The organism is Pseudomonas orientalis (assembly GCF_001439815.1).
Taxonomy (GTDB): Bacteria; Pseudomonadota; Gammaproteobacteria; order Pseudomonadales; family Pseudomonadaceae; genus Aquipseudomonas; species Aquipseudomonas orientalis.
Genome location: NZ_JYLM01000001.1, coordinates 686,741 through 712,487 on the forward strand (window position 1 = coordinate 686,741; position 25,747 = coordinate 712,487).

Consider the following 25,747-nt stretch of genomic DNA (forward strand, 5'->3'; position numbering starts at 1 on the left):
GATGGCGGTGTTCTACTGGACGCTGCGTGCGCTGCTGAGCCACTGGCGGCGCCATCCGGTGCAGTTTTTCAGCGTGCTGACCGGCCTGTGGCTGGCCACTGCGTTATTGACCGGGGTGCAGGCCCTCAACAGCCAGGCGCGGGACGGCTACGCGCGCGCCAGCCAATTGATCGGCGGCGAACCGCAAGCCAGCCTGAGTGCGCCGGACGGTGCCGGGTTCGCCCAAGCGGTGTTCGCCGAACTGCGCCGCGCCGGCTGGCCGGTGTCACCGGTGGTGCAGGGGCGGGTGGTGCTTAAGGGCCATGAAGAGCAACGTCTGCAATTGATGGGTATCGAGCCGGTGTCGTTGCCCGGCAGCGGCAGCGTGGCGGGGCAACGCTTGAGCCAGGCGCAGATACTGGCGTTTTTCGAGGCGCCGGGGCGCACCTGGATTGCCGCGCAAACCTTGCAGGCGCTCGGCCTGCATGAGGGCGAGCAACCGCTGACGGCCAACGGGCAACGCCTGCCGCCGTTGCAGGTGCAGCCGGACATGGCCCCCGGCATGCTGCTCACCGATATCGGTTTCGCCCAACCGCTGCTCGACATGCACGGGCGGCTGTCGCGCCTTTTGGTGGACAACACCTTCGCCGCCCGTCATCCCGTGCCGCCTGCCGGGCTGCAACTCAAGCAGGGCGATGACAACAACCTTTCGCGACTCACCGAAAGCTTCCACCTGAACCTCGACGCGCTGGGTTTTTTGTCCTTTGTGGTGGGGCTGTTTATCGTGCACGCGGCCATCGGCCTGGCCCTGGAGCAACGCCGCGGCCTGCTGCGCACCTTGCGCGCCTGCGGGGTCAGCGCACGCCTGCTGATCCTTAGCCTGGGCGTGGAGCTGGGGTTCCTGGCCTTGCTCGGCGGCGTGCTCGGTGTCGCCAGCGGTTATCTGCTCGCCAGCCTGTTGCTGCCGGATGTGGCGGCCAGTTTGCGCGGCCTCTACGGTGCCGAAGTCGCCGGCCAACTGAGCTTGAGCCCCTGGTGGTGGCTGGCGGGCCTGGGCTTGAGCCTGCTGGGTGCGTTGCTCGCCGGGGCCAGCAGCCTGTGGCGCGCGGCACGCCTGCCGCTGCTGGCGCTGGCCAACGCCCAGGCCTGGCATGAGGCTCACGGGCGCTGGTTGCGACGCCAGGGCTGGGTGGCGGGCGCGGCGCTGCTAGTCGCGCTGCTGGCGCTGGTCTGGGGCAACAGCCTGGCTGCCGGGTTCGTGCTGATGGCGGCCTTGCTGCTGGGCGCCGCGCTGGGCTTGCCGGTGCTGCTCAATGGATTGTTGAAGGGCGTGCTGGGGCGCAGTCGTTCGGTGCTGGGCCAATGGTTCCTCGCTGATTGCCGCCAGCAATTGCCGGCCTTGAGCCTGGCCCTGATGGCGCTGCTGTTGGCCCTGGCGGCGAATATCGGCGCGGGCTCGATGACGTCGGGATTTCGCAGCACGTTCAATAACTGGCTGGAACAGCGTCTCACCGCCGAGCTGTACCTCAACCCGCTAAACCCGGCCCAGGCGCAGCACTTGCAAACCTGGCTGGCGCAACAACCGCGGGTGCAGGCAGTGCTGCCCAGTTGGCAAGTCGCGGTGCAGTTGCAAGGCTGGCCGGCGGAGGTGTTCGGCGTGGTCGACGACCCCACCTATCGCCAGCACTGGCCGTTGCTGGAGGCGGCAAGCACACCCTGGGACCGCTTGCTGCAGGACGACAGCGTGATGCTCAGCGAGCAATTGGCGCGGCGCTTGAACGTGCGCTTGGGCGACACCGTTCCAGTCCCCACGCCCCAGGGCCCCTGGTCACCGAAAATCGTCGGTATCTATGCCGATTACGGCAACCCCAAGGGCCACCTTCTGGTCAATGCCAAGCACTTGCTGGCGCACTGGCCGACGCTGTCACCGGTGCGTTTCAACCTGCGCGTGGCGCCCCAGGACGTGCCGCCGCTGGTGCGTGACGTACAGCGTGAATTCGCCCTGGAGGACAGCCGCATCGTCGATCAACAGCAACTCAAGGGCTGGTCCAGCCAGGTGTTCGAACGCACCTTCGCCGCCACCGCCGCGCTGAACAGCCTGACCCTTGGCGTGGCGGGTGTGGCGCTGTTCATCAGCCTGCTGACCCAGAGCCAGAGTCGCCTCGGCCAACTGGCGCCGCTGTGGGCACTGGGGGTGACGCGCCGCCAACTGATGCTGCTCAACCTCGGCCAGACCTGGCTGCTGGCGGTACTCACCCTGGTGCTGGCGTTGCCCTTGGGGCTGCTGCTGGCGTGGTGCCTGGATGCGGTGATCAACGTGCAAGCCTTCGGCTGGCGCCTGCCGTTGCAAGTGTTCCCGTGGCAGTTGGCGCAGTTGATGGGGCTGGCGATGCTTGCCACGCTGCTGGCGTCGGCCTGGCCGCTGTGGCAGCTGTATCGCAGCCGCCCGGCGGATTTGTTGAGGACCTTTGCCCATGAAGATTAAAGCGTTGGCGTGGGTGGTGTTGCTGCTGCTGAGCGCGTGCGACAAGGCGCCCGCGCCCGAAGAAAGCTTCGCCGGCCTGGGCAGCGAGGCCGCCGACTTCGTCCAGGTGGTGCCCGGAAAAGTCTTTACCTTCCCCGAGGACCACGGCCCGCATCCAGGCTTTCGCATTGAATGGTGGTACGTCACCGCCAACCTCAAGGATGCCCAGGGCAATGCCTTCGGCGTGCAATGGACACTGTTTCGCAATGCCGTCAAAGCCGGGCCACCGCAACCGGGCTGGCGCGACTCCACGATCTGGCTCGGCCATGCCGCCGTCACCTCCGCCACCCGCCACTACGCCGCCGAACGCTTCGCCCGCGGCGGTGTCGGCCAGGCCGGAGCGCAGGCGCAGCCGTTCAACGCCTGGATCGATGACTGGAACTTCGCCAGCCGCCCCGGCGCTGCCAGCGCCCTGGCCGATATGCAACTCAAGGCCAGTGGCAAGCAGTTCGCCTATGACCTGCAACTGACCTCCAGCCGCCCGCTGGTGCTGCAGGGCGACAACGGCTACAGCCGCAAATCCGACCAGGGCCAGGCGTCCTATTACTACAGCCAGCCGTTTTTCAGCGCCAACGGCAGCGTCACGCTCGACGGCCAGACCTACCAGGTCAGCGGCAACGCCTGGCTCGACCGCGAATGGAGCAGCCAGCCCCTGGCCGCCAACCAGACCGGTTGGGACTGGTTCTCCCTGCACCTGGACCGGGGCGAACAACTGATGCTGTTTCGCGTGCGGCAAAAGGACGGCGGCGGCTATCTCACCGGCACCTGGATCGACGCTCAGGGACGCACCGAGACCCTGCACAACGCGGATATACAACTGACGCCGCTGACTACCACCGAGATTGACGGGCGCAGCATTCCCACACGCTGGTCGCTGAAAATCCCCGGCAAGCACTTGGACATCACCACCGAGGCCGTCAATTCGAAAGCGTGGATGAACCTGGGCATCCCCTACTGGGAAGGGCCGGTGAAGTTCGACGGTGGGGTGGGGTATCTGGAGATGACCGGCTATTAGGGCGCTTTCCGTAGGCGCTTAACTTTTGCTATGTAGGCAACTTCCCAAACGTATTTTTTGACCCCTTCCTGCTTGTGTCCAGGCTGTAGGCGCCTGCTTATATTTCGATGCCATCTCGCTCGGTATCGGAACTCAGGACATGGCGTACGGCTACATCAATCAACAGGCTATACCCTACGCATTTTTGAAATCAAAACTGTGGCACGCAGGCTTGTTGCAGGGCCCCGATCATTTTGATGTGCTGAATCAACACCTGAGCCAAGGGATGGTGAGGCCGGGTGAGTTGGTGATCGTTCCAGAAACGTCCAGTACCCATTGCACAATCGAAGAAGCCTGGTTGATGCGCCACGCTGAAGAGATCGGCCGCCAGTTGGATCAGGATAGGCCGATCGGTAGAGCAGGAAATACAAATTACGACCTGGCGCAGAGCATTCTGGGGTATGGCTCGATAGGCATCGGCAGTGCGACGTCGGCTTGGAGCCGGCACCTGAAGGAAGTTGCGAATACTTTGGAGGAAATCGAACAACTGCATCGGCAATTGAAGGACGGCGGGTTGGACAGAGAGACGTTTATACGCCAGCGCCAACGGATGTTTGGCGTTTTGGATTCGCAACTGCAAGGGGCGGCGCGATTTGGCTCGGGGTTGCGTGGCAATCAACCGCTGAAGGGAGCGCTTGGGATCTCGACCCAAAGCTATCTGCATCAAGGCGAGATTGCGGGGTACGCGCAGCGGGTGCGGACGATTACGCAGATGTCGAAGTGGTTGAAGCAAGGAACCTATCTTGGGTTGGCGTTGGATGTGGGCGTGGCGGGGTTGGAAGTCAGGGAGGCGTGTGTAGTGGGAAGGGAGGCGCAGTGTCGGCGAGCGAAGTATGTGGAGACGGGGAGGTTTGTGGGTGGAGCATTCGGTGCTGCTGTTCTGGGCAAGCGTGCCGCAAATATTGCTCGCAGTGCATGCCGGATTGCACTGGATGTTTCACTGAAAGGCAACGGTGAACTGGTTTGTGGAATTATCGGAGGCGCTGTTGGCGGGGCGGCGGGAGGCTCTTTTTCTGGTGAGTTTGGTGGGTTTTTGGGGGGAAGAGTATTGGAAGTCGACGGCGATCTGATATTCCAACCCGAGGGAACATAACGATGTCCCTTTTTCTTGTATATAGCATTGTGACGTTCGCTTGGTTGATTGTCGTCTTCGGACTGATAGTGTTTGCTGAATACGCAAGGCTCGATGAACTGGAAAGTTACTTCAGTGAGAACGAGAAGGTTCTTAGACATAAGCGTTTCAGGGAAGGATATGATCCGATCGACAGATATCATCGCATGAGCCTGATGATCGATATCCTGTCAGGACCGAAAGCATATCTGAAGGCAGGCCTTGTGACCGAGGCTGAGCTGGCATCCGTCCCCTTGACGCTTAAACGCTGGGCTTTGTGGCCGTATCGCCTGGCGGATGTGTGTGCCATCGAAATGGTTGTATGGGAGGTTTGGCGCAGGTGGTGCGATATACCAATTCCATGAGGAGTGGCGGCGAGGTGATGTGCGCATAATCTGGGCTTTCGGTTGTGGCTATTGGGCTACCTGGCTCTAGAGAGGCTCGTTTTTTCCTGAGCCAGGGTGCGTGGTCGATATTTTTTTCAAAAAACACTGTTCATTTATCCAGTATTATCCTACAGTCCATCCCAGGTGACCGGATGTCGCCGATCACCTGAACTTCTATTTTTTAACTATGGATGGATAAAAAATGAAATCGAAAAAAGCCCTTATGCTAGGCGCGGCCATGATGGCCTCCTGCTTTGTCTCGGCCTTCGCCCTGGCTGATCAAGCGCCTCAGAAACTCAGTGCCGACGCGGTCAGGCAGGCCGTGAACAAGGCGCTCAAGTCCGGTGGCAAGCTGGACGCGCCGAAGGTGTCGGCTGAGCTCAAGCAAAAACTGTCGGTGGCCAAATCCGGCCAATCCAAAGCGGTGACCAAAGCTCTAAAGACTGCGCCGTTCGACATCGTGGTCGGTGAGCTGAAGAAACCGGCGCAAAGCGAACTGAAAAGTGCGGCGGTTGCAGCGTTTGAACCGTTGTTCCCGACCCTGGATATCAACACGCTCTACACCGTCGATGCGGTGCAGGCAGGTAACGAATTTGCCTACCACTTCAACCTGGCGCAGAACGCGCGGGTGCAGGTGCAACTGGTCAACCAGAGTGCAGGCGCGGACATGTCGCTGACCCTGTTCCAGGATGACGGCCAGGGCAACCTGAGTGTGGTGGGTACGTCGGATGCCGCAGGCAATGCCGATGAATACCTCAACGGTGTACTGCCGGCCGGTGACTACTACTGGTACATGGTGGCCAAGGTTGCCGATAACGCGCAGTTCAGTTTCGGCGTGGCGGTGGACAGCAACATCGACGCATTCGAGCCCAACGACAGCGCGCAAACCGCATTCGCGTTGCCCGACTCGATGAACAAGGTCAGCGGTAACCTCGACAATGCCGGCGATGTCGATTACTTCGACTTCAAGGCGGTACGTGGCCAGAGCGTGAGCATGTACCTGGCGGGCGACGAGAGCGGCAGCCGTAACCAGTGGATCTTCGACCGCTTCGATGGCGCCAATTGGGTCACCGTGCCGGCCGGCTCCACCTCGACCTATCCGAGCGTGACGCCGGGCACCACCGTGAAAGTGCGCGTGCGCGCCAACCCGGCGGTGGCGCAGGACCCGGGCAAGTATTACCAGTTGAGCCTGGGCTCCACGCCGCGCCTGAACACCAGCAGTGTGAAAGGCGACAATATCGTGCGGGTGACCGAAGTGTGGTTGGCCACGCAAACCGCGCGGCTGTTGAATTGGTCGACCCAGTGGTCGGACTCCACCGGCGCGCCGCTGCTGGGCGTGACTCCTGTGTTGCGCGTGGACAACCACTTCGTCGACTTGAACTACCGCTGGGTCGACTACAAAGCGACCACCAACAGCGCGGGTGTTTCCGAGGCCACGGCCAATATCGGTACTTGCTTCGGTGATTACACCACGGTGATCAACGACAGCAGCACCGGTGTGCCGTACACATGGAGAACCACCTACAACGAGGGCGGCTGGCGCATCGAGTTGGCCGAGTTCCCCGGCGTGGGCGTCGGTGGTGACAACGTGCAATACGTCAGCCTGGGGCATATCTGCACCCAGGACATCATCCACTGACACAGTGAGGTAAAACAGAAGGGGCAGCCTCCAGGGGCTGCCCCTTTTTTTGTTGCGTACTCGCGTATTTGCTGGCTGCACATATCAAAATGTGGGAGGGGGCTTGCCCCCGATGGCGGCCTCAGGACCGACCAGGATGTTGGATCAGATCGAGTACATATCCGTTTCTGCGGTAACGGCTACTTAGGGTTCCGCTTTTACAGCGGCTCACTTTTGAAAAGCCGGAATGCCGGCCCAGTCAAAAGTAAGCAAAACGCTCTTGCCCCACCACTCGGCACCTCGCTTGGGCTCGGCCAGCGTGGTTTAACGGGGCGCCTAAGATCAAGAGCCAGATCAAGATCAAGAGCGACTCGCTTCGCATCGTGGTGACGGTTGAGCGCTACAGAGTTGTGTAGATATCTATGTTTCGTTCGCTTAACTGACAGGCATTAGGGCAGGCCCCCTCCCACATTTCGATTGCGACCGACCAGTGGAGGCTTGCACACCTCTCATTTCCTTGTTAGCTTCTGACAAAATGTTAACGATAACATTTGCTCTAAAAATAAAAACAAAACAGAGACCCACGCCATGAAAATGCTCCCGAAAACCCTGTGTTTATTGGCTGCCAGCATCACTCTGGGCAGCGTTTCCCCTGTGTTTGCCGAAGCCGCCAAGCCGATCCGCATCGGCGCCTCGTTCCAGGAAATCAACAACCCCTATTTCGTCACCATGAAAAACTCCCTGGAAGAAGCCGGCGCGAGCATCGGGGCGAAGCTGATCATCACCGACGCCCGTCATGATGTGTCCAAGCAGGTCAGTGACGTCGAAGACATGCTGCAAAAAGGCATCGATATCCTGCTGATCAACCCGACCGACTCGGTCGGTGTGCAATCGGCGGTCAAGTCCGCCCATGCTGCCGGTGTGGTCGTGGTGGCGGTGGACGCCCAGGCGGATGGCCCGCTGGACTCTTTCGTCGGCTCGAAAAACTTCGATGCCGGTTTCCAGGCCTGTGAGTACCTGGCCAAACACATCGGCGACAAGGGCAATATCGCCATCCTCGACGGCATCGCCGTGGTGCCGATCCTCGAACGTGTGCGCGGTTGCAAGGAGGCGGTGGCCAAGCACCCGGACATCAAGATTGTCAGCATCCAGAACGGCAAGCAGGAACGTGACCAGGCGCTGACCGTCACCGAAAACATGTTGCAGGCCCAGCCCACCCTCAAGGGCATTTTCAGTGTGAACGACAACGGCTCCCTCGGCGCGCTGTCGGCCATCGAAGCCAGCGGCATGGATGTGAAGCTGGTCAGCGTCGACGGTGCGCCGGAGGCGATCAAGGCGATCCAGAAACCCGGCAGCAAGTTCATCGCCACCTCGGCCCAATACCCCCGTGACCAGATTCGCCTGGCCCTGGGCATTGCCCTGGCCAAAAAGTGGGGCTCCCAAGTGCCCGCCACGATCCCGGTGGACATCACCCTGATCGACCAGGCCAAGGCCAAGGACTTCAGCTGGTAAACCCAATGCGCCCCACGCGCGCCGTGGGGCGCAGGTCTTCCTTCTGAGTGCGAGGTCGGCGGCATGAGCAGTCTTCTGAAGCTGGAAAATATCTGTAAGCGTTACCCGGGGGTGCAGGCCCTCAAGTCCATCAACCTGCAAGTGGAACGCGGCGAAATCCACGCGTTGCTCGGGGAAAATGGCGCGGGCAAATCCACCCTGATGAAGATCCTCGGCGGCGTCGAGCATCAGGATGAAGGGCAGATCCTCATCGACGGCCAGCCCCGGCAATTTGCGACCTACCGTGATGCGATTGCCGCCGGCATCGGCATCGTGTTCCAGGAATTCAGCCTGATTCCTTACCTCACGGCGGTGGAAAATATCTTCCTCGGCCATGAGCTGAGCAACCGCTTCGGCCTGTTGCGCAAACGTGAAATGGTCGAGGCATCCCAGGCCTTGTTCAAGCGCCTGGGCGTCAGCATCAACCTGCAATGCGCGGTCAAGCACCTGAGCGTGGCCGAGCAGCAGTTCGTCGAAATCGCCAAGGCCCTGGCCCTGGAGGCGCGTTTGCTGGTGCTCGACGAACCCACCGCAACGCTGACGCCCAGCGAGGCCGAGCTGCTGTTCGAGATCATGCGCGAACTCAAGCGCCAGGGCGTGGCGGTGATTTTTATCTCGCACCATCTGGAGGAGATTTTCCAGGTGTGCGACCGCATCAGCGTGTTGCGCGACGGCGGTAATGTGGGCGTCACCGCCGTGGCCGACAGCGATATCGACCGTCTGGTCGAGATGATGGTCGGCCGCCGCCTGGCATGCAGTTTTCCGCCCAAGCCGACCACCGAGCGCGGCCCGCTGTTGCTGGAGGTCAAGGATATCCAGCTGGTGCGCAACGGCCCCCATAACAGCTTCCAATTGCACAAGGGCGAGATCCTCGGCTTTGCCGGATTGGTCGGCTCCGGTCGCACCGAACTGGCCCTGGGCATGCTGGGCGCGCTGCCGTCGGTGAGCAAAGACGTGTGGCTGCGCGGCGAAAAAATCGCCCTTGACGACCCGGCCCAAGCCTTGGCGCACGGCATCGGCCTGCTCCCGGAAAGCCGCAAGAGCGAAGGGCTGATCACCGACTTCAGCATTCGCGAAAACATCTCGCTGAACAACCTGCCCAAGTACCAGAACGCCGCTGGCCTGATCGACAAGGCCAGCGAATGCGCCAGCGTCGAGGCCCTGATGCGCCAGCTGTCGATCAAGGCGCCCAGCGCGGAAAGCCGCGTATTCAACCTCAGCGGCGGCAACCAGCAAAAGGTCGTGATCGCCCGCTGGATCAACCACCACTGCGACGTGCTGGTGTTCGACGAACCCACCCGGGGCATCGATGTGGGCGCCAAGGCGCAGATCTACGCGCTGATGCGCAGCCTCACCGAACAGGGCTACGCAATCATCATGATTTCCTCCGAACTGCCGGAAGTCATCGGCATGTGCGACCGCGTCGCGGTGTTCCACAAAGGCGCGATCGTCAAGGTGCTGGAAGCGTCCGCCGTCAATCCTCAAGAGGTCATGCGCCATGCAACAGGGGGCTCAAGTGAATACGTCCATTAACACCGCAGGTGCCGGCCGGTTGCGCCTGAACCTGGCGCGGTTGCTGCGCTCGCCGGCGTTTTATCCCTTTGTCGGGCTGGTGGTGGTGACCCTGGTGATGATCCTTGCCAGCGACACCTTTCTCACCGCCAGCAACCTGTCGAACATCGCCCGCCAGGTGTCGATCAACGCGATTATCGCGGTGGGCATGACCTGCGTGATTCTCACGGGTGGCATCGATCTGTCGGTGGGGCCGGTGATGGCGCTGTCCGGCACGCTGACGGCCGGCTTGATGGTCGCGGGGCTGCCGCCGGGCCTGGCCATCGGCGCCGGGATGCTGGTGGGTGTGGCGTTCGGCATCGGCAACGGCCTGTTCGTGGCCTACCTGCACATGCCACCGATCATCGTGACCCTGGCGACCATGGGTATCGCCCGGGGCCTGGGGCTGATGTACACCGATGGCTATCCGATTTCCGGGCTGCCGGAGTGGTTCGCGGTCTTCGGCCGCGCCAGCGTATTCGGCATTCAGGTGCCGATTCTGATCATGCTGCTCACTTATCTGGTGGCTTATGTGCTGCTGCAGCACACGCGCATCGGTCGCTACATCTACGCCATCGGCGGCAATGAAGAGGCGGTGCGTTTGTCCGGGGTACGGGCGGCGCGCTTCAAGCTGCTGGTGTACGGCATCAGCGGCCTCACCGCAGCGATTGCCGGGCTGGTGCTGACCTCGCGCTTGATGAGCGGCCAGCCGAATGCCGGCGTGTCGTTCGAACTGGATGCGATTGCCGCCGTGGTACTGGGCGGTGCGTCGATTGCCGGCGGGCGCGGCGTGATCGTCGGCACGTTGCTGGGCGCGATGCTGCTCGGCGTATTGAACAACGGCTTGAACATGCTCGGCGTATCGCCTTACGTGCAGAGCGTGATCAAGGGCGCAATCATTTTGCTGGCGATCTTTATCAGCCGTCAGCGCCATCGCTAACCCCTTATTCACACAGGACCGAACCCCATGGACAAGCACACTGATATGCAAGCCGTCGTCTGCCACGGCCCGAAAGACTACCGCCTGGAGCGCATCGGCAAACCCCGGGCACGCGTCAATGAGCTGGTAATCCGCATTGCCGCCTGCGGCATCTGCGCCAGCGACTGCAAGTGCCATTCCGGTGCGGCGATGTTCTGGGGCGGCGACAATCCTTGGGTCAAGGCGCCGGTGGTACCGGGCCACGAGTTTTTCGGCTATGTGGTGGAGGCGGGCGAGGGCGCCGAGGAACATTTCGACGTGGCGGTGGGCGACAAGGTGATCGCCGAGCAGATCGTGCCCTGCGCCAAATGCCGATTCTGCAAGTCGGGCAAGTACTGGATGTGCGAAGTGCACAATATCTTCGGCTTCCAGCGGGAAGTCGCCGAGGGCGGCATGGCCCAGTACATGCGCATTCCCAAGACCGCCATCGTGCACAAGATCCCCGAGTCGGTGTCCCTGGAAGACTCGGCGCTGGTGGAGCCCATGGCCTGCTCGATCCATACGGTCAACCGAGGCGATCTCCAGCTCGATGACGTGGTGGTGATTGCCGGCGCCGGCACCCTGGGCCTGTGCATGGTGCAGGTGGCGGCGCTGAAGACGCCGAAGAAACTAGTGGTGATCGACATGGTCGACGAGCGTCTGGAACTGGCGAAAAAATTTGGTGCCGACGTGGTGATCAACCCGTCCCGCGACGACGCCCGCGCAATCATCAACGGTCTGACTGACAATTACGGCTGCGACGTGTACATCGAGACCACCGGCGTGCCGGCCGGCGTCACCCAGGGCCTGGACCTGATCCGCAAGCTCGGGCGCTTCGTCGAGTTCAGCGTGTTCGGCGCCGAGACCAGTGTGGACTGGTCGATCATCGGCGACCGCAAGGAGCTGGACGTACGCGGCGCCCACCTCGGCCCGTATTGCTACCCGATTGCCATCGACCTGTTCGAACGCGGCCTGGTCACTTCCAAAGGCATCGTCACTCATGACTTCCCGCTGGATGACTACGCCGAGGCATTCGAGCTGGCCAACTCGACCAAGTCTATCAAGGTGCTGTTGAAGCCGGTGCTCTGACCATGAACTACGTAATGGGTGTAGACATAGGAACCCAGAGCACCAAGGCGCTGCTGGTGGATGCCCACGGCACGATCATCGCCCAGCACAGCCAGGCGTATCGCGTGGACACGCCGAAAGTGCGCTGGGCCGAGCAATGGCCGCAGGTCTGGCTGGATGCGGTCGAGGCCTGTGTGGCGCAGTGCATGCTCAAGGCCGGCGTCGCGGCGCAGCAGGTCAAGGCGCTGTGTATCAGCAGCCTGTACGGCGGCTCGGGGATCGCGGTGGATGCGCAGATCACCCCGCTGCACCCGTGCCTTATCTGGATGGACCGGCGCGCCGGCGAACAGGTGCAGTGGGTACGTGAGCATGTGGACCTGGACCGGCTGTTCGCCGTCACCGGCAACTCGCTGGACAGCTACTACGGCTTCACCAAGATGCTCTGGCTCAAGCAGCATCGGCCGCAGGTGTGGGCCGACACGCGTTACCTGTTGCCGCCCAACAGCTATATCAACTGGTGCCTGACCGGCGAGCTGGCGGTGGACCATAGCAGCGCCGGCAATATCGGCGGTGTCTACGATGTGGCCGCGCGCGGCTGGTCGGGCGAGATGCTCGAGGTACTGGGCATCCCGCCGTCGATGATGCCGCAGCGGTTGCTGTATTCCGGTGAGGTGGTAGGCGGTTTGCTGGAGGACTGGGCCGCCCGCCTGGGCTTGCAGGCGGGTACGCCGATTCTGGCCGGTGGCGTGGATGCGGCCATGGCGACCCTGGCAGCAGGCGTCACTCAACCGGGCAACCATGTGGCGATGATCGGTACCAGCATGTGCTGGGGCTACCTCAACCAGCGGGTGGATGCGCAGCACGGGTTGGTGAGCATGCCTCATGTCTATAACGGCCATCGCGACCTGTATATCTTCGGCGGCGCGATCACCGCCGGGGCATCGGTCAGCTGGTTCCGCGAACAGTTCTGCCAGGCCGAGGAACAACAGGCCCAGGCCAGCGGCCAGGACAGCCTGGCGTTGCTGGAGCGCAGCGCGATGAATATTCCGGCGGGCAGCGAGGGCCTGTTGTTCCTGCCGTACCTGATGGGCGAGCGCAGCCCGGTCTGGGACGACCGCGCCAGTGGCAGTTTTGTCGGGCTGAACCTGTATCACACGCGTATCCATCTGTACCGCGCGGTGCTCGAAGGGGTGAGTTTTGCCCTGCGCCACAATATCGAAGCCGGCACACGGGGCGCCCATTCCCTTGATCCGCACTTGATTGTGGTAGGCGGTGCGAGCCATTCGGATGTGTGGATGCAGATCATCGCGGATGTGACGCGCTACCCGGTGTACACCATCGTCCAGGAAGTCGAAGCGGCGCTCGGTGCGGCGTTGCTGGCGGCGCATACGGTGGGGGTGGTCAGTGATGCGGCGATGGACAAGGGCTGGGTGCAGTTGGCATTGCGGGCGCAGCCCAAGCGGGAGAATGTTGCGGTCTACGATCACGCGTTTGCCCAATACCTGAAGCTGTATCCCGCGCTGAAACCGATCATGCACACCCTGCAGGCCAGCTGACCCAATAGGGTCAAAAATGTGGGAGGGGGCTTGCCCCCGATGGCGGTGGGTCAGTCACAGAGGCATTTGCTGATACTCCCTCATCGGGAGCAAGCCCCCTCCCACAATGGATCTCCATCGTTTCGGGAATTTTATTCATGCCGGCTACTTTTGACTTCACTCACCAACGCATCCTCGTCACCGGCGCCAGCAGCGGGATTGGCCGCGAAATCGCCCTGCAGCTGATCGCCAGTGGCGCCGAGGTGTTCGCTCTTGGCCGCGACGCCCAGGCCCTGGCCGAACTGGGCTGTCACACCCTGAGCCTGGATATCGCCGACAGCGCCGCCCTCGACAAAGCCTTGAATGAGCTGCCAGCGCTGCACGGCCTGGTCAACTGCGCCGGTATATCGCGCCTGGAACCCGCCGCCGCCATCAGCGCCGAGGCCTTCGACCAGGTGATGAGCGTCAACGCCCGCGCCGCTGCGCAAGTGGCCAGCCGTGTTGCGGCAAAAATGATCCAGGCGCATATCCCCGGCAGCATCGTCAACGTCTCCAGCCAGGCCTCGCTGGTGGCGCTGGATGATCATCTGAGCTATTGCGCCTCCAAGGCCGCGCTTGATGCGATCACCCGCGTGCAATGCGCTGAATGGGGGCGCTTCGGCATTCGCGTCAACAGCGTCAACCCCACCGTCACGCTCACGCCGATGGCGACCATGGCCTGGTCCGATCCGGCCAAACGCGACCCGGCGCTGGCCGCCATTCCCCTGGGCCGTTTTGCCCACACCGTGGAAGTCGCGTTGCCGGTGCTGTTCCTGCTCAGCGATGCCGCCAGCATGATCAGCGGCGTGAGCCTGCCCATCGATGGCGGTTATACCAGCCGCTAGCCGTTCTCCAGTTGCCCGGCGATGACCACCTTGTCCCGCGGCTTGTGCGGGTCTTGCAGGCGATCGAGCAGCAGGCGCACCGCACTGCTGCCGGCCAGAGAGGCGTCGTGGGCCACGCAGGCGATGGGCACGCCGAAAATATCGGCGAAGGGCAGGCGGTCGATGCCGCAGATGGTCAGGCTGTCGTGGGCGATGTTGTGCATGCGCAACGCGCGCAGGGCGCCAAGGGTGATCAACTGATTGAAGCCCATGATCGCGTCCGGCGCCGAGTGCGCGGCGAGGTAGTCGAGGGTGTGCAGGTAGGACGGCATCAAGGTGTAGTCCCCGGCCTGCACCTGAACCTGCACCTGGGGATGGTCGGCCAGCACTTCGCGCAGGCCCTTGAGGCGTTCGACGGTGATGCGCGAGTGCTCGGGGCCGGTCAGCACCAGCAGGCGCTCAAGGTTCGGGGTCTGGCGCAACAGGTAGTGCGCGGCCTGGATGCCGCTGTGGTAGTTGTCCAGCACCACGCGGCTGAACGGGCTGTCGTGGAGCGTGCGGTCAAGCAGCACCACCGGCGTCTTGCCGTTGCCCAGGCGCTCGAGATAGTCGGGCTGGTAGCTCGGCTCATCGGAGACCGGCGACAGGATGATCCCCGCCACGCGATAACCCAGCAGGGTATCGACCGCCTTGCTTTCCAGTTCTTCGAGCTCATCGGTGTCCACCAGCATGATGGTGTAGCCGTGCTTTTTCGCTTCGCGGGAGATCGCCTTGATCATCTCGCTGTAGAACGGGTTGTCCACCGATGCGGTAATCACGCCGATGATCAGGCTTTCACTGCGCTTGAGCCCGCGCGCGAAGGCATTGGGCACGTAGTCGAGTTCGCGCGCCACGTCCAGAATGCGCGCCAGGGTGGCGGGTTTGACCAGGTCAGGTTTGCTCAACGCCCGGGACACGGTGATGGTGGTCATGCCCACCCGCTTGGCGATGTCGCTGATGGTGACGGACTTTTTCTTGTTCATCGGTAAGGCTGCAAGAGGACATACCCGCAGGCTAGCATGCGCGTACGCCCAGGGTGATTCAAATCAGCGGGTCCCAACGTTGCGACCAGTCACCTTCGGCCTTGACCACCTCGCGCAACAACGTCAACGCCTGCTGCAGCACCGCCGAATCCCGCGCCCGTGAATACACCAGATAGGTCGGAAAGCTGAATTCCGGCGCCTTGGCCACCCGCTGCATCACGCCGCTGTCCAGGTAGCTCTGCACCACCCGCGTGCGGAAATACCCGGCGCCGCCGTTCTCCAGGATGTACTGCAACGCCAGCGGCCCGAGGTTGAAACTCACTGCGGCGCGGGCGCGGTCGGGCAGGGCGGCGTCGTGCTGCTGGCGAAAACCGTGGCCCCAGTCGATATAGACGTAAGGTTCGGGTTTGCTCGTCAGTTGTACGAGGATCAGTTTTTCCTCCAGCACCTGCTCCACCTGCAAGCCCGGCCAGTACTGCGGCTGGAACACCAGCGCGGCGTCAAGCACGCCCAACTCCAACTGGCGCAGCAGGTACTCGCCTTCCCGCACTTCAGTGCGCAGCGCATGCCCCGGAATCTGTTCGCGCAAGGCCTTGGCCCAACCGAGCATCAGCGGATTGCACAAGCTGACCTCACCGCCGATATGCAGCACATTGCGATAGCCGTCCGGTAACGGCAGGTCGCGCTTGGCGGCTTCCCAGGTTTGCAGCAGCTGGTTGGCATACACCACAAAGGCCTCGCCGTCGGCGGTCAAGCGGGCACCGGCGCGATTGCGCACGAACAGTGTACTGCCCAACTGGTTTTCCAGGTTTTTCACCCGTGCGGTGATAGCGGTCTGGGTGACATGCAGTTTCTCCGCCGCTGCGGCGAAGCTGCCGCAGCGGGTGATTTCGAGGAAGGTGCGTGCCAGTTCGATGTCCATGTCGATTCCGAATCAGGAGAAAGTGTAAGCGCGGAAAAGTCTGCACGATAACACGGGTATTTCGCACGAACGTATTGCTCTCAGGCTTGCTCTTGGAAGTATCTGGACGGCTTCCGGTTAAGGAAACACCTCTGCCGGCCCGGGCGATGCCGGACTAGTTTGACGTGAGCCTGCAAGGGCTTATCCCCAGGCATGTCTCTTGACTTAACTGACCTAGTAATAAGGAGCGGTCACTATGTCCAGTCCAGTAACGTTTACTGTCTCTCTCTTTGCCAGCAATATGATCACTCATTTGGATCGCGTACTTCACGATGATCAGCGAGGTGGTGGGCGCATGATCAATGGTAAGCCCTCATACACGGTCCAGCAGGCGGCCGCTGAGATCACCCGTGAGAAGTCCCGTTGGCACGATACCAATGGTGATGGAAAAACAGATATCACCTACCAGTTCCGAACGACGCCCGGGCCGTTTTTTCGCATACATGGCCTCAGCGGGTTCAGTGAGTTCAACCAGGCACAAAAGGATTCGGCGCGCGAGGCGATGAATCACTGGTCGGATATGACGAATGTCAGGTTCACGGAGGCTGGGCCTGGCGTGTTGGGCGAGGGCAATATCAGCTTGGGAAATTTCGCTGAAAGTACGGATGGGCAGAACGCTTTTGCGAAGATGCCTCCGCCTGAGGCTTTTCAGCGGCACCTGGCGAACAATCCGCATATTCCGCGGATCTGGGCCACTTCTGAAGTATGGCTTAATTCAACGGATGAAGATCACATGGTACCGAGCCATACCAATGAAGGGCATTTGACCATTGCACATGAGCTGGATCATGCGATGGGGTTCTCGCACCCGTTCAGAAGCCCACCTGAAGGTTCGGATGCGAGTTACCACACGGCGACCTATGCAGAGGACACCAGCGGGTACAGCATCCTGAGCTATTGGAATGAAAGCAACACGGGGCAGTCCTTTTCCAAGAACGGTGTCCACTACTCGCCCTCGACCCCAATGGTGGATGATATCGCCGCCAGGCAATCGGTGTACGGTACCAATCACGAAACCCGAGCGGGCGATACCATCTATGGCTTTAATTCAAATGCCGACCGGGCAGCCTATCGCTTGAGTTCATCCGCCGACGCGCCGGTGTTTACGATCTGGGATGGTGGTGGTATGGATACGCTGGACTTGTCCGGATTCAATCAGGACCAGATCATCAACCTCAACGAAGGCGCTCCTTCGGATGTAGGGGGAATGAAAAAAAATGTATTCATCGCCAAGGGCACGACGATTGAGAATGCCAAGGGTGGTTCTGGAAAAGACATCTTCATCAGCAACCTTACCCAGAACATATTGACCGGCGGCGCAGGCAAGAATACCTACCTGTACTTGGACCCGCGGCAATCTGCAGCGCACCAGCCTGACCGGATCACCGACTTCGTTCCGGGAGAGGACAAAGTCGATATCTCCAACCTGCGAGCCACAGGGCCGTCGAGCTCCTATGTCGATGAGTCTGACGCCAACAGGGTCCGAACCAGTTGGTACGGCATGAGCGTTGTTCCGCTTCGTGACATTGCCGAGAAACCTGTGGACTTTGTCAGCCGGTTTACCGGCGCGGGACGCCAGGCCATCCTCGATTACGATGCCGAAACCCGCCAAGCCACGCTGCAGATTGACCTGGACGGCGATCGTAGCGCCGACTTCGCACTCAAGATCGACAGTCAGGAGCCTGTACAAGAAACTGATTTTGTAACCTGAACCCGCATTGTCCACCCCTTGGATACCTTCATGCCGGTATCCGCGGGGTGGATGGCACCTGCAAGTGCTGGTAGTGGCCTGATCTGCAATGCCGCGTTCACTCAGGGCAGGATAATTTCGGCGGACGTTTCTCCTGCTATGGAGCGGCTGACCCTCACGGTATTGCCCTGGGTCGCGGGGTATTCGCTCCAGTACAGGCTGTTTTCATTGCTTCGGGTATACATCTGGCCCACTTGGCGCCCATCCGCCCTGAGCAGGCGATAGTCGCTGTTGATCAGGTAGACCGCCACGGCTTTGTGGGGCCCCAGGGTGCACCAGACGGTGTAGGTTTCGGATTTGGCCCAGCCCCTGGTTTGCGTGCTGACCTGGGTGACGCTCAGGCTGATTTTGGCAGAGGCCTTGAAGAAACTGGCGAATTGCAGTTCGACGCTGCTTTCCGTACCCACGGTCTGCGAGGTGCTCTCGGTGGTCGACCCATTTTCGATGTTGGTACTGGCCCAGTTGTAACGTTGTACGGTCGACGTGTTGTTATGCGCGTGGTTGAGCAACACGTAGTAATCCTTGCGCTCCAACTGGTAGTAGGGCGTCTGGGTCAATTGTTCCATGGGGGTCAGGTCGGGGTCTTCTATGGTGAACCAGGGCAGTTGGGTGACATAGGCCGTGGTGGTTTTTTCGAACGCTGAAGGTTTGGCGTAACTGTGCAGAAGGGGGGCGACGCTGGGCGCCGTCGATTCGATCAGCATATGTGCGCGCAGAGCATGCGCGGGGCTACTGGCCAAAGGTCGAGCATAGCCCGGCTGGCCCATGAAAGTGCCGGCGCTGAAATACACTTCAACCGGTGGCGCGGTGGGCGGCTTGACACTCCAGGCGGAAAAATCCCCGGGTGCGCCGGTGCCTCGATCGCTCCAGAGCAGCTCGTCGATGTGCGACGTGACCGCCAGATCATCACGCAGGCACCGAACCGCATTCACGGAAGGTTCAAGCAGGCCGTTGCCGACTACCAGTCCCATTGCTACATAACCTTCGGGCGGAATCGGGCGCCAGATCGATACGTTGTGCCCGGGTTGCTCAAAGGCCCATACCCGTTCGAAATCCGTAGGTGGCTTCAAGGCGGTACCCGTGGGCCCATTGGCATCGGCGACCACCGGCATCGCCTGGACGCCGTCGATGGTCTTGAAATTATCTTCAAGCCTGTCGCCGATCGGGTAGTAGCCAGCCAGCTTCGGAGGAATGCGAGGGCGCCAGAGACTGGCGGGCGCATCGCCAAAATGCCCATCCTCGCGACGCCGGTTGTTCCAGAAGTGGGTGAAGTTGTTGGTGAAATTGATCAGCAAGTCTTTGTATTTAAGGGGGGCCATCGGGATCGCTCTGTTCAGTTCGCAAATCTCTGGCGGTCGTCAAGCCGCCGGAGGGTTGAGTACGCTGGACAGTTGATACCTGCTGGCGAGGCGGGAAGCGGTAGATAGCTATGATTAGGGCAGGCATTTTTGATTGGAATGCAGTGCAAATGTGGGAGGGGGCTTGCCCCCGATAGCGGTGCGTCAGTCACAGATGTATTTACTGACACGCCGTCATCGGGGGCAAGCCCCCTCCCACATTGGGTTGTGTGGTGAACCAAGAGTGAGCGAACTCCAGTAGATCCGGTGCGGCTCACTCCCAGCCGCCACGGTCGAGACAGCGGGTGCTTGCCGGGGGCTGTTTGCCGTAGGCCAGAAACTCACCCAGCCAGCGGCTGACACAACCGCCGGCAGTTGCCTGGTCGGGTTCCTTGAGCAGCAGCAACTCGACGCCGGAAGCGCCCGGTTCGCCGCGTCCGGCGTTGACCAGCACCATGCGTGCGATGCGTTCGGGAAACCGCGTGGCGTAGCGGTTGCCCAGGCGCGCCGCGTCGGCATTGCCGACGTAGTTGAGCCGGGCCTCGCCCAGTTGCCCGCGTACATACTCCATGTCCTGTGCCGCCTGTTCGATGGCGTCGTCCCCTTTGAGCTCGCGGCTGCTCAGTTCGATGATGTCGTAGCGGTCGACGAGCGTGCGGTAAGCCTGAGTGGCGTAGGACTCCCAGCGGCCGGCCAGATGCAGGGCAAAGGTGGCGTTTTTAGCTGTGTGCGGCTCGCCGGACTGGATAAACACCACGCCCTCGCGGTTGAGCGGGTCGCGCGCGCCGACGCGTGTCACGCTCAAGCGCAGGCGGCCACGGCCAGGGGCGGTATGGTCGCGGGGCACCGTCACCAGGCCGCATTGGGTGCGGGCGAGTACGTCGGGGTCGAGCCGCTCGAAAATCGGGAAAGGGCAATCGAGTAACCAGTCAATGGCGGTGGGCGCGATCAACGGCTCGGCCAGGGCCAGGTGTGCAATCAGCCAGCCGCCGAGGCAGACCAGGCATTTTCCAACAACGCTGGGTTTCATTAAAGGTCCCTGGGAGCCGTGTGAAGGCGGCTTTTTTACCAAGGACCTTGGGTCTAATAATGTAAGGCGATTAAACGGATCGTGTACGAAACTGGAGTTTCGTTTATCAGCTGCCGCTATCCCAGCCACCGCCCAGGGCTTTGTACAAGGCGATGCTGGCTTGCAGGCGCGACAGCCGCAGCTGCACGTTCAAGTCCTGGGCGGCGTACAGGGTGCGTTGGGTTTCCAGCACCGTGAGCAGGTCCTCGGCACCGGCCTGGTAGCGGCTTTGGGCGATGCGGAACGCGGTCTGGGCCTGTTGCAGCTCTTCGGTTTGCCATTGGCGTTGCTGGTCGAGTCGACGGATGCTGCTGAGGGCTTTTTCCACATCGGCAAAGCCATTGATGATCGCCCCACGGTAGATTTGCAGCAGCTCATCCTGGCGCGCACGGGCCTTGTCGCGTTCGGCGCTCAAACGACCGTTGTTGAAGATGGGGGCCACCAGACCCGAGGTCAGCGTGTAGAACGGGCTGCGCAGGATCTCGTCGGCCTGGTACGCGCCCGAGCCCAGGGTCGCGCCCAGGGTCACCGCTGGCAGCATTGCCGCGCGGGCGACGCTGACGTCGGCACTCGCCGCCGCCAGCTGTGCCTCGGCCTGGGCGAGATCGGGACGCCGGCTCAATAACTGGCTCGGCACGCCGGGCCCGATGGTTGGCCAGGTCAGTGCCTGGAACGTCTCGCCGCCCAGTTCCAGCGCCTGCACGGGCTGGCCGAGCAACGCGGCGAGGGTAATGCGCGCCTCTTCGGCCAGTTGCTCGACCAGCGGCAGTTGCCGTTGCTGGCCGGCCACCAGGTTTTTCTGTTGCGAAAGCTCCAGGGCTGTGGCGGAACCAGCGTCGTAGCGGGTTTGCACCAGCTCCAGCACCTTGCGCGCATTCGCCAGGTTCAGCTCGGCGATCTGCACGCGTTGGCGCGCGGCCAGTGTTTGCGCGTAGCGGTCGGCGACGTTGCTGAGCAAGGTCAGTTCCACGTTGGCCTGGTCGAACCGGCTGGCGTGCACGCTCTGCAGCGCGCTGTCCCGCGCTGCGGCGCGGCCGCCCCAGAAGTCGAGTTCGTAGCTGGCCGTGAGATTGGCGTCATAGCTGGTCACGGTTTTATCGCTCTCGCTCGCGTTGAGGTCCGCGTTGCCGCTGCCACGCAACAGCTTTTCACGGGTGGCGGTGAGGTTGAACTTGACCTCGGGCAGCAGCGGCGCCCCGGCAATCACTGCCGTTGCCTGCGCCTGGCGCACGCGGGCCATGGCGGCGGCCACGTCGAAGCTGTCACGTCGGGCCTGGTCGATCAGGCGGTTGAGCGACGGGCTGCCAAACTGCGTCCACCAGCGTTGGTGAGTGGCTTGGCTGGCCGCGCGTTCGGCCTGGTGCCAGGCGGCAGGCGGCGCAATGCCGCTGTCGACGGCGGGCGGGTTGTCGGCGCAGGCGCTGAGCAGCAGGCACAGGCTGAGCAGTGAAAGCGGCGTGGGAAGGGATTGTTTATTCACTGGTCAATGCCTTAACCGGATCGAGCCGGGCAGCTTTACGGGCCGGCATAAAGCCGAATACGACGCCGGTGAACAGCGCGCAGCCAAAGGCGCCGAGCATCGCCACCAGGGAAAATTGCACCGCCACTTCGGCCAGTACCAGCACGCCGCCCACCAGCAGCGCCAGGGCGATACCGAACAGCCCGCCGACCACCGAGAGCATCACCGCCTCGGTGAGAAACTGACGCAGGATGTCGCGCTGGCGGGCGCCGGTGGCCATGCGGATACCGATTTCGCGGGTGCGCTCACGCACGGTCATCAACATGATATTCATCACGCCGATGCCGCCCACCAGCAGGGAAATCGCCGCAATCGAACCGAGCATCAACGACAGGGTGTTGGCCGTGCGCGCTTCGGCCTGGATCATCGCGGCGTTGTTGGTCAGGTGATAGTCGTCCTTGCCATGGTGCAAACGCTTGAGCAACTGATCGATGGCCTGCTCGGCGGCGTTCACGCGGGTGGCGTCGGCAGCGGCAATCACCACGTATTCCGGGTTGTAGCTGCCGAACAGGCGAATGCTGGCGGCGGAGTAGGGGATGGCAATGCGATCGTCGCTGTCTTTGTTGCCCGAACTGGAGCCTTTTTCCTGGAGCACGCCGACCACCTGGAAGGGCACGTTTTCGATCAGGATGTATTGGCCGATGGGGTTGACCAGACCCTTGAACAGCTTGTCGCGCACCCGGGCGCCGATCACCGCGACGGTGGCGGCGTTGCGTTCGTCGGCCTCGGTGAAGTAGCTGCCCTCGACCACCGGCCAGTTGAAGATGGTCGGGAAATGGGTGTCGTTGCCGCCCACATAGGCCATGTAGTCGATGTTGCCGAACCGCACGCCGGCTTCGGCGCCGTTGACCGGCATGATCCGTTTCACCTGCGGCAGGGTGGCCAGGGCGGCCACGTCGGCGGGGGTGATGATGCCCAGGGGCGTACGCGGGTTGGGCGACGAACCACTGACATACAGAATATTCGAGCCGAACGCGCCCATCTGCGCCATGACCTGGCGTTTGCTGCCTTCACCCACGGCCAGCATGACCACCACCGAGGCCACTCCGATAATGATGCCGAGCAGGGTCAGCGCGGTGCGAAACCGGTTGATCCACATCACGCGCCAGGCCGCCTGCAACGCATCGAGCAGTTCGGCTTTCCAGGCACCGTTGTGTTCGGCGCCATCGGCCAGGCGCTGGCGCAGGTCCACGGCTTGCAGCGCAGCGCCGTTCGCTGGCGCCTCGGTGTGGGCGGCGGCCGAGTCGCTGATGATCAGGCCGTCGCGAATCTCGATGATGCGGTTGGCCCGCGCCGCCACTTCGCGGTCGTGGGTGATCAGGATGACCACATGGCCCTGGCTCGCCAACTCGTCGAGCAGGGTCATCACCTCGGCGCCGCTGTGGCTGTCGAGCGCGCCGGTGGGTTCGTCGGCGAGGATGATATGCCCGCCGTTCATCAGCGCACGCGCGATGGACACTCGCTGCTGCTGGCCACCGGAGAGCTGATGCGGACGGTTGCCGGTGCGCTCGGCCAGGCCCAGGCGGGTGAGCAGGGCGCTGGCGCGGGCGTGCCGTTCGCCGGCACTGATGCCGGCATAGATCGCCGGCATCTCGACGTTTTCCTGGGCCGATGCCGACGGGATCAGGTGGTAGCCCTGGAACACGAAACCGAAGGCTTCGCGGCGCAGCCAGGCCAGTTCGTCGCTGCCCAGCTGGGCGACGTTTTCCCCGGCGAACAGGTAGTCGCCTTCGCTCGGGCGATCGAGGCAACCGAGGATGTTCATCAACGTCGACTTGCCGGAGCCCGACGCGCCGACGATGGCGACGAACTCCCCGGCATGGATCGACAGGTCGATGCCGCGCAGCACGTCGACCTGCGGGCTGTCGCCGCCGCCGTAGGATTTGCGGATGTGCTTGAGTTCGATCAGTGGCGTGGTCAATTCAACCCCCGCTGCCGTCGGCCGGGCCGATCAACAGGTGATCGCCTTCGTCGAGGCCGTCCAGCACCTGCACGCGCAGGCGGTCGCTGATCCCCAGGCGCACCGTGCGCTGCTCGATGCTGCCGTTTTTCGCCACCACTCGGGCGATTTGCGTGTCCGCCGTGGGCGTGCCTTGCAGTGCGGCCACCGGCACGGTAAGGGCGTCCTTGACCTGGCTGGCGACGAAAAACACCTGGGTGGTCATTTCCGCCATCAGCGCGTTATCGGCGTTATCGACATCCAGCAATACCGTGTACAGCACTACGCGGCCGGTGCCGCTCTTGCCGGCGCTGCTCGGGCTGCCGCTGCCCTGGGTTTCGTTCAACGGCTTGGGCGGGATCGGCAGGATCTGGCGCACAGTGCTGGTCCAGCGCCGACTGCCGCCGCTCAAGGTGGTGAAATACGCACTCATGCCGGGTTTGACATGGCCGATATCGGCTTCGGAGACTTCGGCCCACACCGTCATGGGCGACAGTTTGGCGATGCGCAGGATCAGCGGAGTCTGTTGTTGGGCGTTGAGGGTCTGGCCGACCCGCGCATCCACCGCGACCACGGTGCCGGCCATCGGCGCGTAGATGCGCGTGTAACCGAGTTCCGCTTCGTCGCTGCGCAGGCTGGCCTGGGCCTGACGAATCTGGGCCTGGAACATGTCGACCCGCGCCTGGGTCGCGCTCAGTTCGGCCATGGCGGTTTGCACATCTTCTTCGCGGGTGGCGTTACCGGCGCTCAGGCGTTGCTGGCGCTGGTATTTCTGGCGCGCCAAGGCGTGCTGGGCTTTCTGCTCCTGCAACTGCGCCTGCAGATTTTCGATGGCGTAGCGGCTGGCATCGAGCTTGGCTTTCTGCGTCGAAGGGTCGATCTCCACCAGCAACTGGCCCTCCTTGACCTGATCACCGGCCTCGACGTGGATCTTCTGGATCTGCCCGGAAGCCTGGGCGCCGACGTCCACATAGCGCCGTGGTTGCAGGGTGCCCAGGGCCGTGACGCTGTTCTCGATATCGCCACGGGTGACGGTAACAGTGGCCAGGGTATCGCGACCCGTCGCAAGGCCTTGCCAGGTGGCAAACGCAACGATGGGAATCAGGCACGCCACCACAAGCAGGGCGCGTCGGGCAGGTCGAGGGCGTTTCATGCGTAGGTTCCAGCCAGGAAAGATCGGGGCGCAGTCGCGCAGAGCTGACAGGTAAACGAAGAAAATGCCCGCGGATTTAGGCTGTTACACGCGCGGTTACAGGTTGTATGAAGAAAAAAATCGACCGTTGATGCGAGACTTCTTTAAAAGTAGATGAGAATTACTATAAATTGCACACACTCAAACTGCCATCATCGATGGATGTGTTTCTACGCAGGTTGGCATCGTCCGCACCACGGCCATGGGCCAGGAGTCATGTTGGAAAACTACTATCGCGAGCTGGTGTGTTTCCTCAACGCCAAGCTGGGCAACCGTCAGGTGGCCGAGGATGTGGTGCATGACGCGTATGTGCGGGTGCTGGAGCGCTCCAGTGACACGCCGATCGAACAGCCGCGCGCGTTCCTGTACCGCACCGCGTTGAACCTGGTGATCGACGGCCATCGGCGCAACGCCCTGCGCCAGGTCGAGCCCCTGGAGGTGCTGGACGCTGAAGAGCGCTTCGCGCCCTGTTCACCCCACGCCAGCCACGATCAGAGCCAGCGCCTGGAGATGCTCGAGCGTGCCCTGGCCGAGTTGCCGGCGGCCTGCCGCGACAGTTTCCTGATGCGCAAACTCGACGGCCTGTCCCACCTGCAAATCGCCGAGCGCCTGTGCATTTCCCGCGCCCTGGTGGAAAAGCACATCGTCAATGCCATGAAGCACTGCCGGTTGCGCATGCGTGAGTGGGAAGCGCACTGAAGCGCTGTTAGTTAAATTTTATTTCACTGTCCTCGTTTCCTATCAACACACGGCCTGTTGT

Annotated in this window: 20 protein-coding genes; 13 read left to right on the forward strand and 7 right to left on the reverse strand. The window is 62.1% G+C overall.

Annotated elements, in window-relative coordinates:
* Position 1 precedes the first annotated feature (1 nt).
* The 11 genes from TU82_RS03045 (at position 2) to TU82_RS03095 (ending at position 14,219) form a co-directional block, all read left to right on the forward strand.
* Positions 2 to 2,464 (forward strand): ABC transporter permease, encoded by a 2,463-nt coding sequence (locus TU82_RS03045; protein WP_057721636.1) that lies wholly within the window; start codon positions 2 to 4, stop codon positions 2,462 to 2,464.
* Positions 2,454 to 3,518, forward strand: coding sequence for a lipocalin-like domain-containing protein (locus TU82_RS03050; protein WP_057721637.1), 1,065 nt, complete (start codon positions 2,454 to 2,456; stop codon positions 3,516 to 3,518). The genes TU82_RS03045 and TU82_RS03050 overlap by 11 nt, the downstream gene beginning before the upstream one ends.
* 139 nt (positions 3,519 to 3,657) lie before the next feature.
* On the forward strand, positions 3,658 to 4,650 hold the full coding sequence (locus tag TU82_RS03055) for a hypothetical protein (RefSeq protein WP_057721638.1): 993 nt from the start codon (positions 3,658 to 3,660) through the stop codon (positions 4,648 to 4,650).
* Positions 4,651 to 4,652: 2 nt separating this feature from the next.
* The gene (locus tag TU82_RS03060) at positions 4,653 to 5,033 is read left to right on the forward strand and encodes a hypothetical protein (protein ID WP_057721639.1); all 381 of its coding nucleotides are present in this window, start codon (positions 4,653 to 4,655) and stop codon (positions 5,031 to 5,033) included.
* Positions 5,034 to 5,256: 223 nt separating this feature from the next.
* Positions 5,257 to 6,693, forward strand: coding sequence for a hypothetical protein (locus tag TU82_RS03065; RefSeq protein ID WP_057721640.1), 1,437 nt, complete (start codon positions 5,257 to 5,259; stop codon positions 6,691 to 6,693).
* Between the two features lie 567 nt (positions 6,694 to 7,260).
* Entirely contained in the window at positions 7,261 to 8,184 is a 924-nt protein-coding gene (locus tag TU82_RS03070; RefSeq protein WP_057721641.1) for a substrate-binding domain-containing protein, read from the forward strand.
* Between the two features lie 63 nt (positions 8,185 to 8,247).
* A complete protein-coding gene (locus tag TU82_RS03075; RefSeq protein WP_057721642.1) occupies positions 8,248 to 9,756 on the forward strand; it encodes a sugar ABC transporter ATP-binding protein in 1,509 nt (502 codons plus the stop codon).
* Positions 9,722 to 10,714, forward strand: coding sequence for an ABC transporter permease (locus tag TU82_RS03080; protein ID WP_057721906.1), 993 nt, complete (start codon positions 9,722 to 9,724; stop codon positions 10,712 to 10,714). The genes TU82_RS03075 and TU82_RS03080 overlap by 35 nt, the downstream gene beginning before the upstream one ends.
* A 27-nt stretch (positions 10,715 to 10,741) precedes the next feature.
* Positions 10,742 to 11,821 carry an alcohol dehydrogenase catalytic domain-containing protein gene (locus TU82_RS03085; protein WP_057721643.1) on the forward strand — a complete coding sequence of 360 codons (1,080 nt, stop codon included), beginning with the start codon at positions 10,742 to 10,744 and terminating at the stop codon, positions 11,819 to 11,821.
* A gap of 2 nt (positions 11,822 to 11,823) precedes the next feature.
* On the forward strand, positions 11,824 to 13,356 hold the full coding sequence (locus tag TU82_RS03090) for an FGGY-family carbohydrate kinase (protein WP_057721644.1): 1,533 nt from the start codon (positions 11,824 to 11,826) through the stop codon (positions 13,354 to 13,356).
* 137 nt (positions 13,357 to 13,493) lie between these two features.
* Positions 13,494 to 14,219, forward strand: a complete 726-nt coding sequence (locus TU82_RS03095; protein ID WP_057721645.1) for an SDR family oxidoreductase — start codon at positions 13,494 to 13,496, stop codon at positions 14,217 to 14,219.
* On the opposite strand, the gene TU82_RS03100 is transcribed toward TU82_RS03095, so the two are convergent.
* Positions 14,216 to 15,220 (reverse strand): LacI family DNA-binding transcriptional regulator, encoded by a 1,005-nt coding sequence (locus TU82_RS03100; protein ID WP_057721646.1) that lies wholly within the window; start codon positions 15,218 to 15,220, stop codon positions 14,216 to 14,218. The two genes, TU82_RS03095 and TU82_RS03100, sit on opposite strands and share 4 nt — an antisense overlap.
* 58 nt (positions 15,221 to 15,278) lie before the next feature.
* A complete protein-coding gene (locus TU82_RS03105; RefSeq protein ID WP_057721647.1) occupies positions 15,279 to 16,142 on the reverse strand; it encodes a LysR family transcriptional regulator in 864 nt (287 codons plus the stop codon).
* A gap of 235 nt (positions 16,143 to 16,377) precedes the next feature.
* Here TU82_RS03105 and TU82_RS03110 point away from each other — a divergent pair, with 235 nt between their 5' ends.
* Positions 16,378 to 17,892, forward strand: a complete 1,515-nt coding sequence (locus TU82_RS03110) for a M10 family metallopeptidase C-terminal domain-containing protein (RefSeq protein WP_057721648.1) — start codon at positions 16,378 to 16,380, stop codon at positions 17,890 to 17,892.
* 101 nt (positions 17,893 to 17,993) lie between these two features.
* Here TU82_RS03110 and TU82_RS03115 read toward each other — a convergent pair whose 3' ends face one another.
* The 5 genes from TU82_RS03115 to TU82_RS03135 all read right to left on the reverse strand — a co-directional run bounded on the left by TU82_RS03115 (position 17,994) and on the right by TU82_RS03135 (position 24,948).
* Complete coding sequence (locus tag TU82_RS03115; protein ID WP_057721649.1) at positions 17,994 to 19,250, reverse strand: Vps62-related protein; 1,257 nt, start codon at positions 19,248 to 19,250, stop codon at positions 17,994 to 17,996.
* A gap of 292 nt (positions 19,251 to 19,542) precedes the next feature.
* The gene (locus TU82_RS03120; RefSeq protein WP_057721650.1) at positions 19,543 to 20,298 is read right to left on the reverse strand and encodes an alpha/beta hydrolase family protein; all 756 of its coding nucleotides are present in this window, start codon (positions 20,296 to 20,298) and stop codon (positions 19,543 to 19,545) included.
* 106 nt (positions 20,299 to 20,404) lie between these two features.
* Positions 20,405 to 21,817, reverse strand: a complete 1,413-nt coding sequence (locus TU82_RS03125) for an efflux transporter outer membrane subunit (RefSeq protein WP_057721651.1) — start codon at positions 21,815 to 21,817, stop codon at positions 20,405 to 20,407.
* On the reverse strand, positions 21,810 to 23,777 hold the full coding sequence (locus TU82_RS03130) for a MacB family efflux pump subunit (RefSeq protein ID WP_057721652.1): 1,968 nt from the start codon (positions 23,775 to 23,777) through the stop codon (positions 21,810 to 21,812). The genes TU82_RS03125 and TU82_RS03130 overlap by 8 nt, the downstream gene beginning before the upstream one ends.
* Position 23,778: 1 nt before the next feature.
* Entirely contained in the window at positions 23,779 to 24,948 is a 1,170-nt protein-coding gene (locus TU82_RS03135; RefSeq protein ID WP_057721653.1) for an efflux RND transporter periplasmic adaptor subunit, read from the reverse strand.
* A 255-nt stretch (positions 24,949 to 25,203) separates the two neighbouring features.
* Between TU82_RS03135 and TU82_RS03140 the strand changes: the two genes are divergently transcribed.
* Positions 25,204 to 25,686: a sigma-70 family RNA polymerase sigma factor gene (locus tag TU82_RS03140; RefSeq protein WP_057721654.1), complete on the forward strand. Its 483-nt coding sequence runs from the start codon at positions 25,204 to 25,206 to the stop codon at positions 25,684 to 25,686.
* Positions 25,687 to 25,747: the final 61 nt, after the last annotated feature.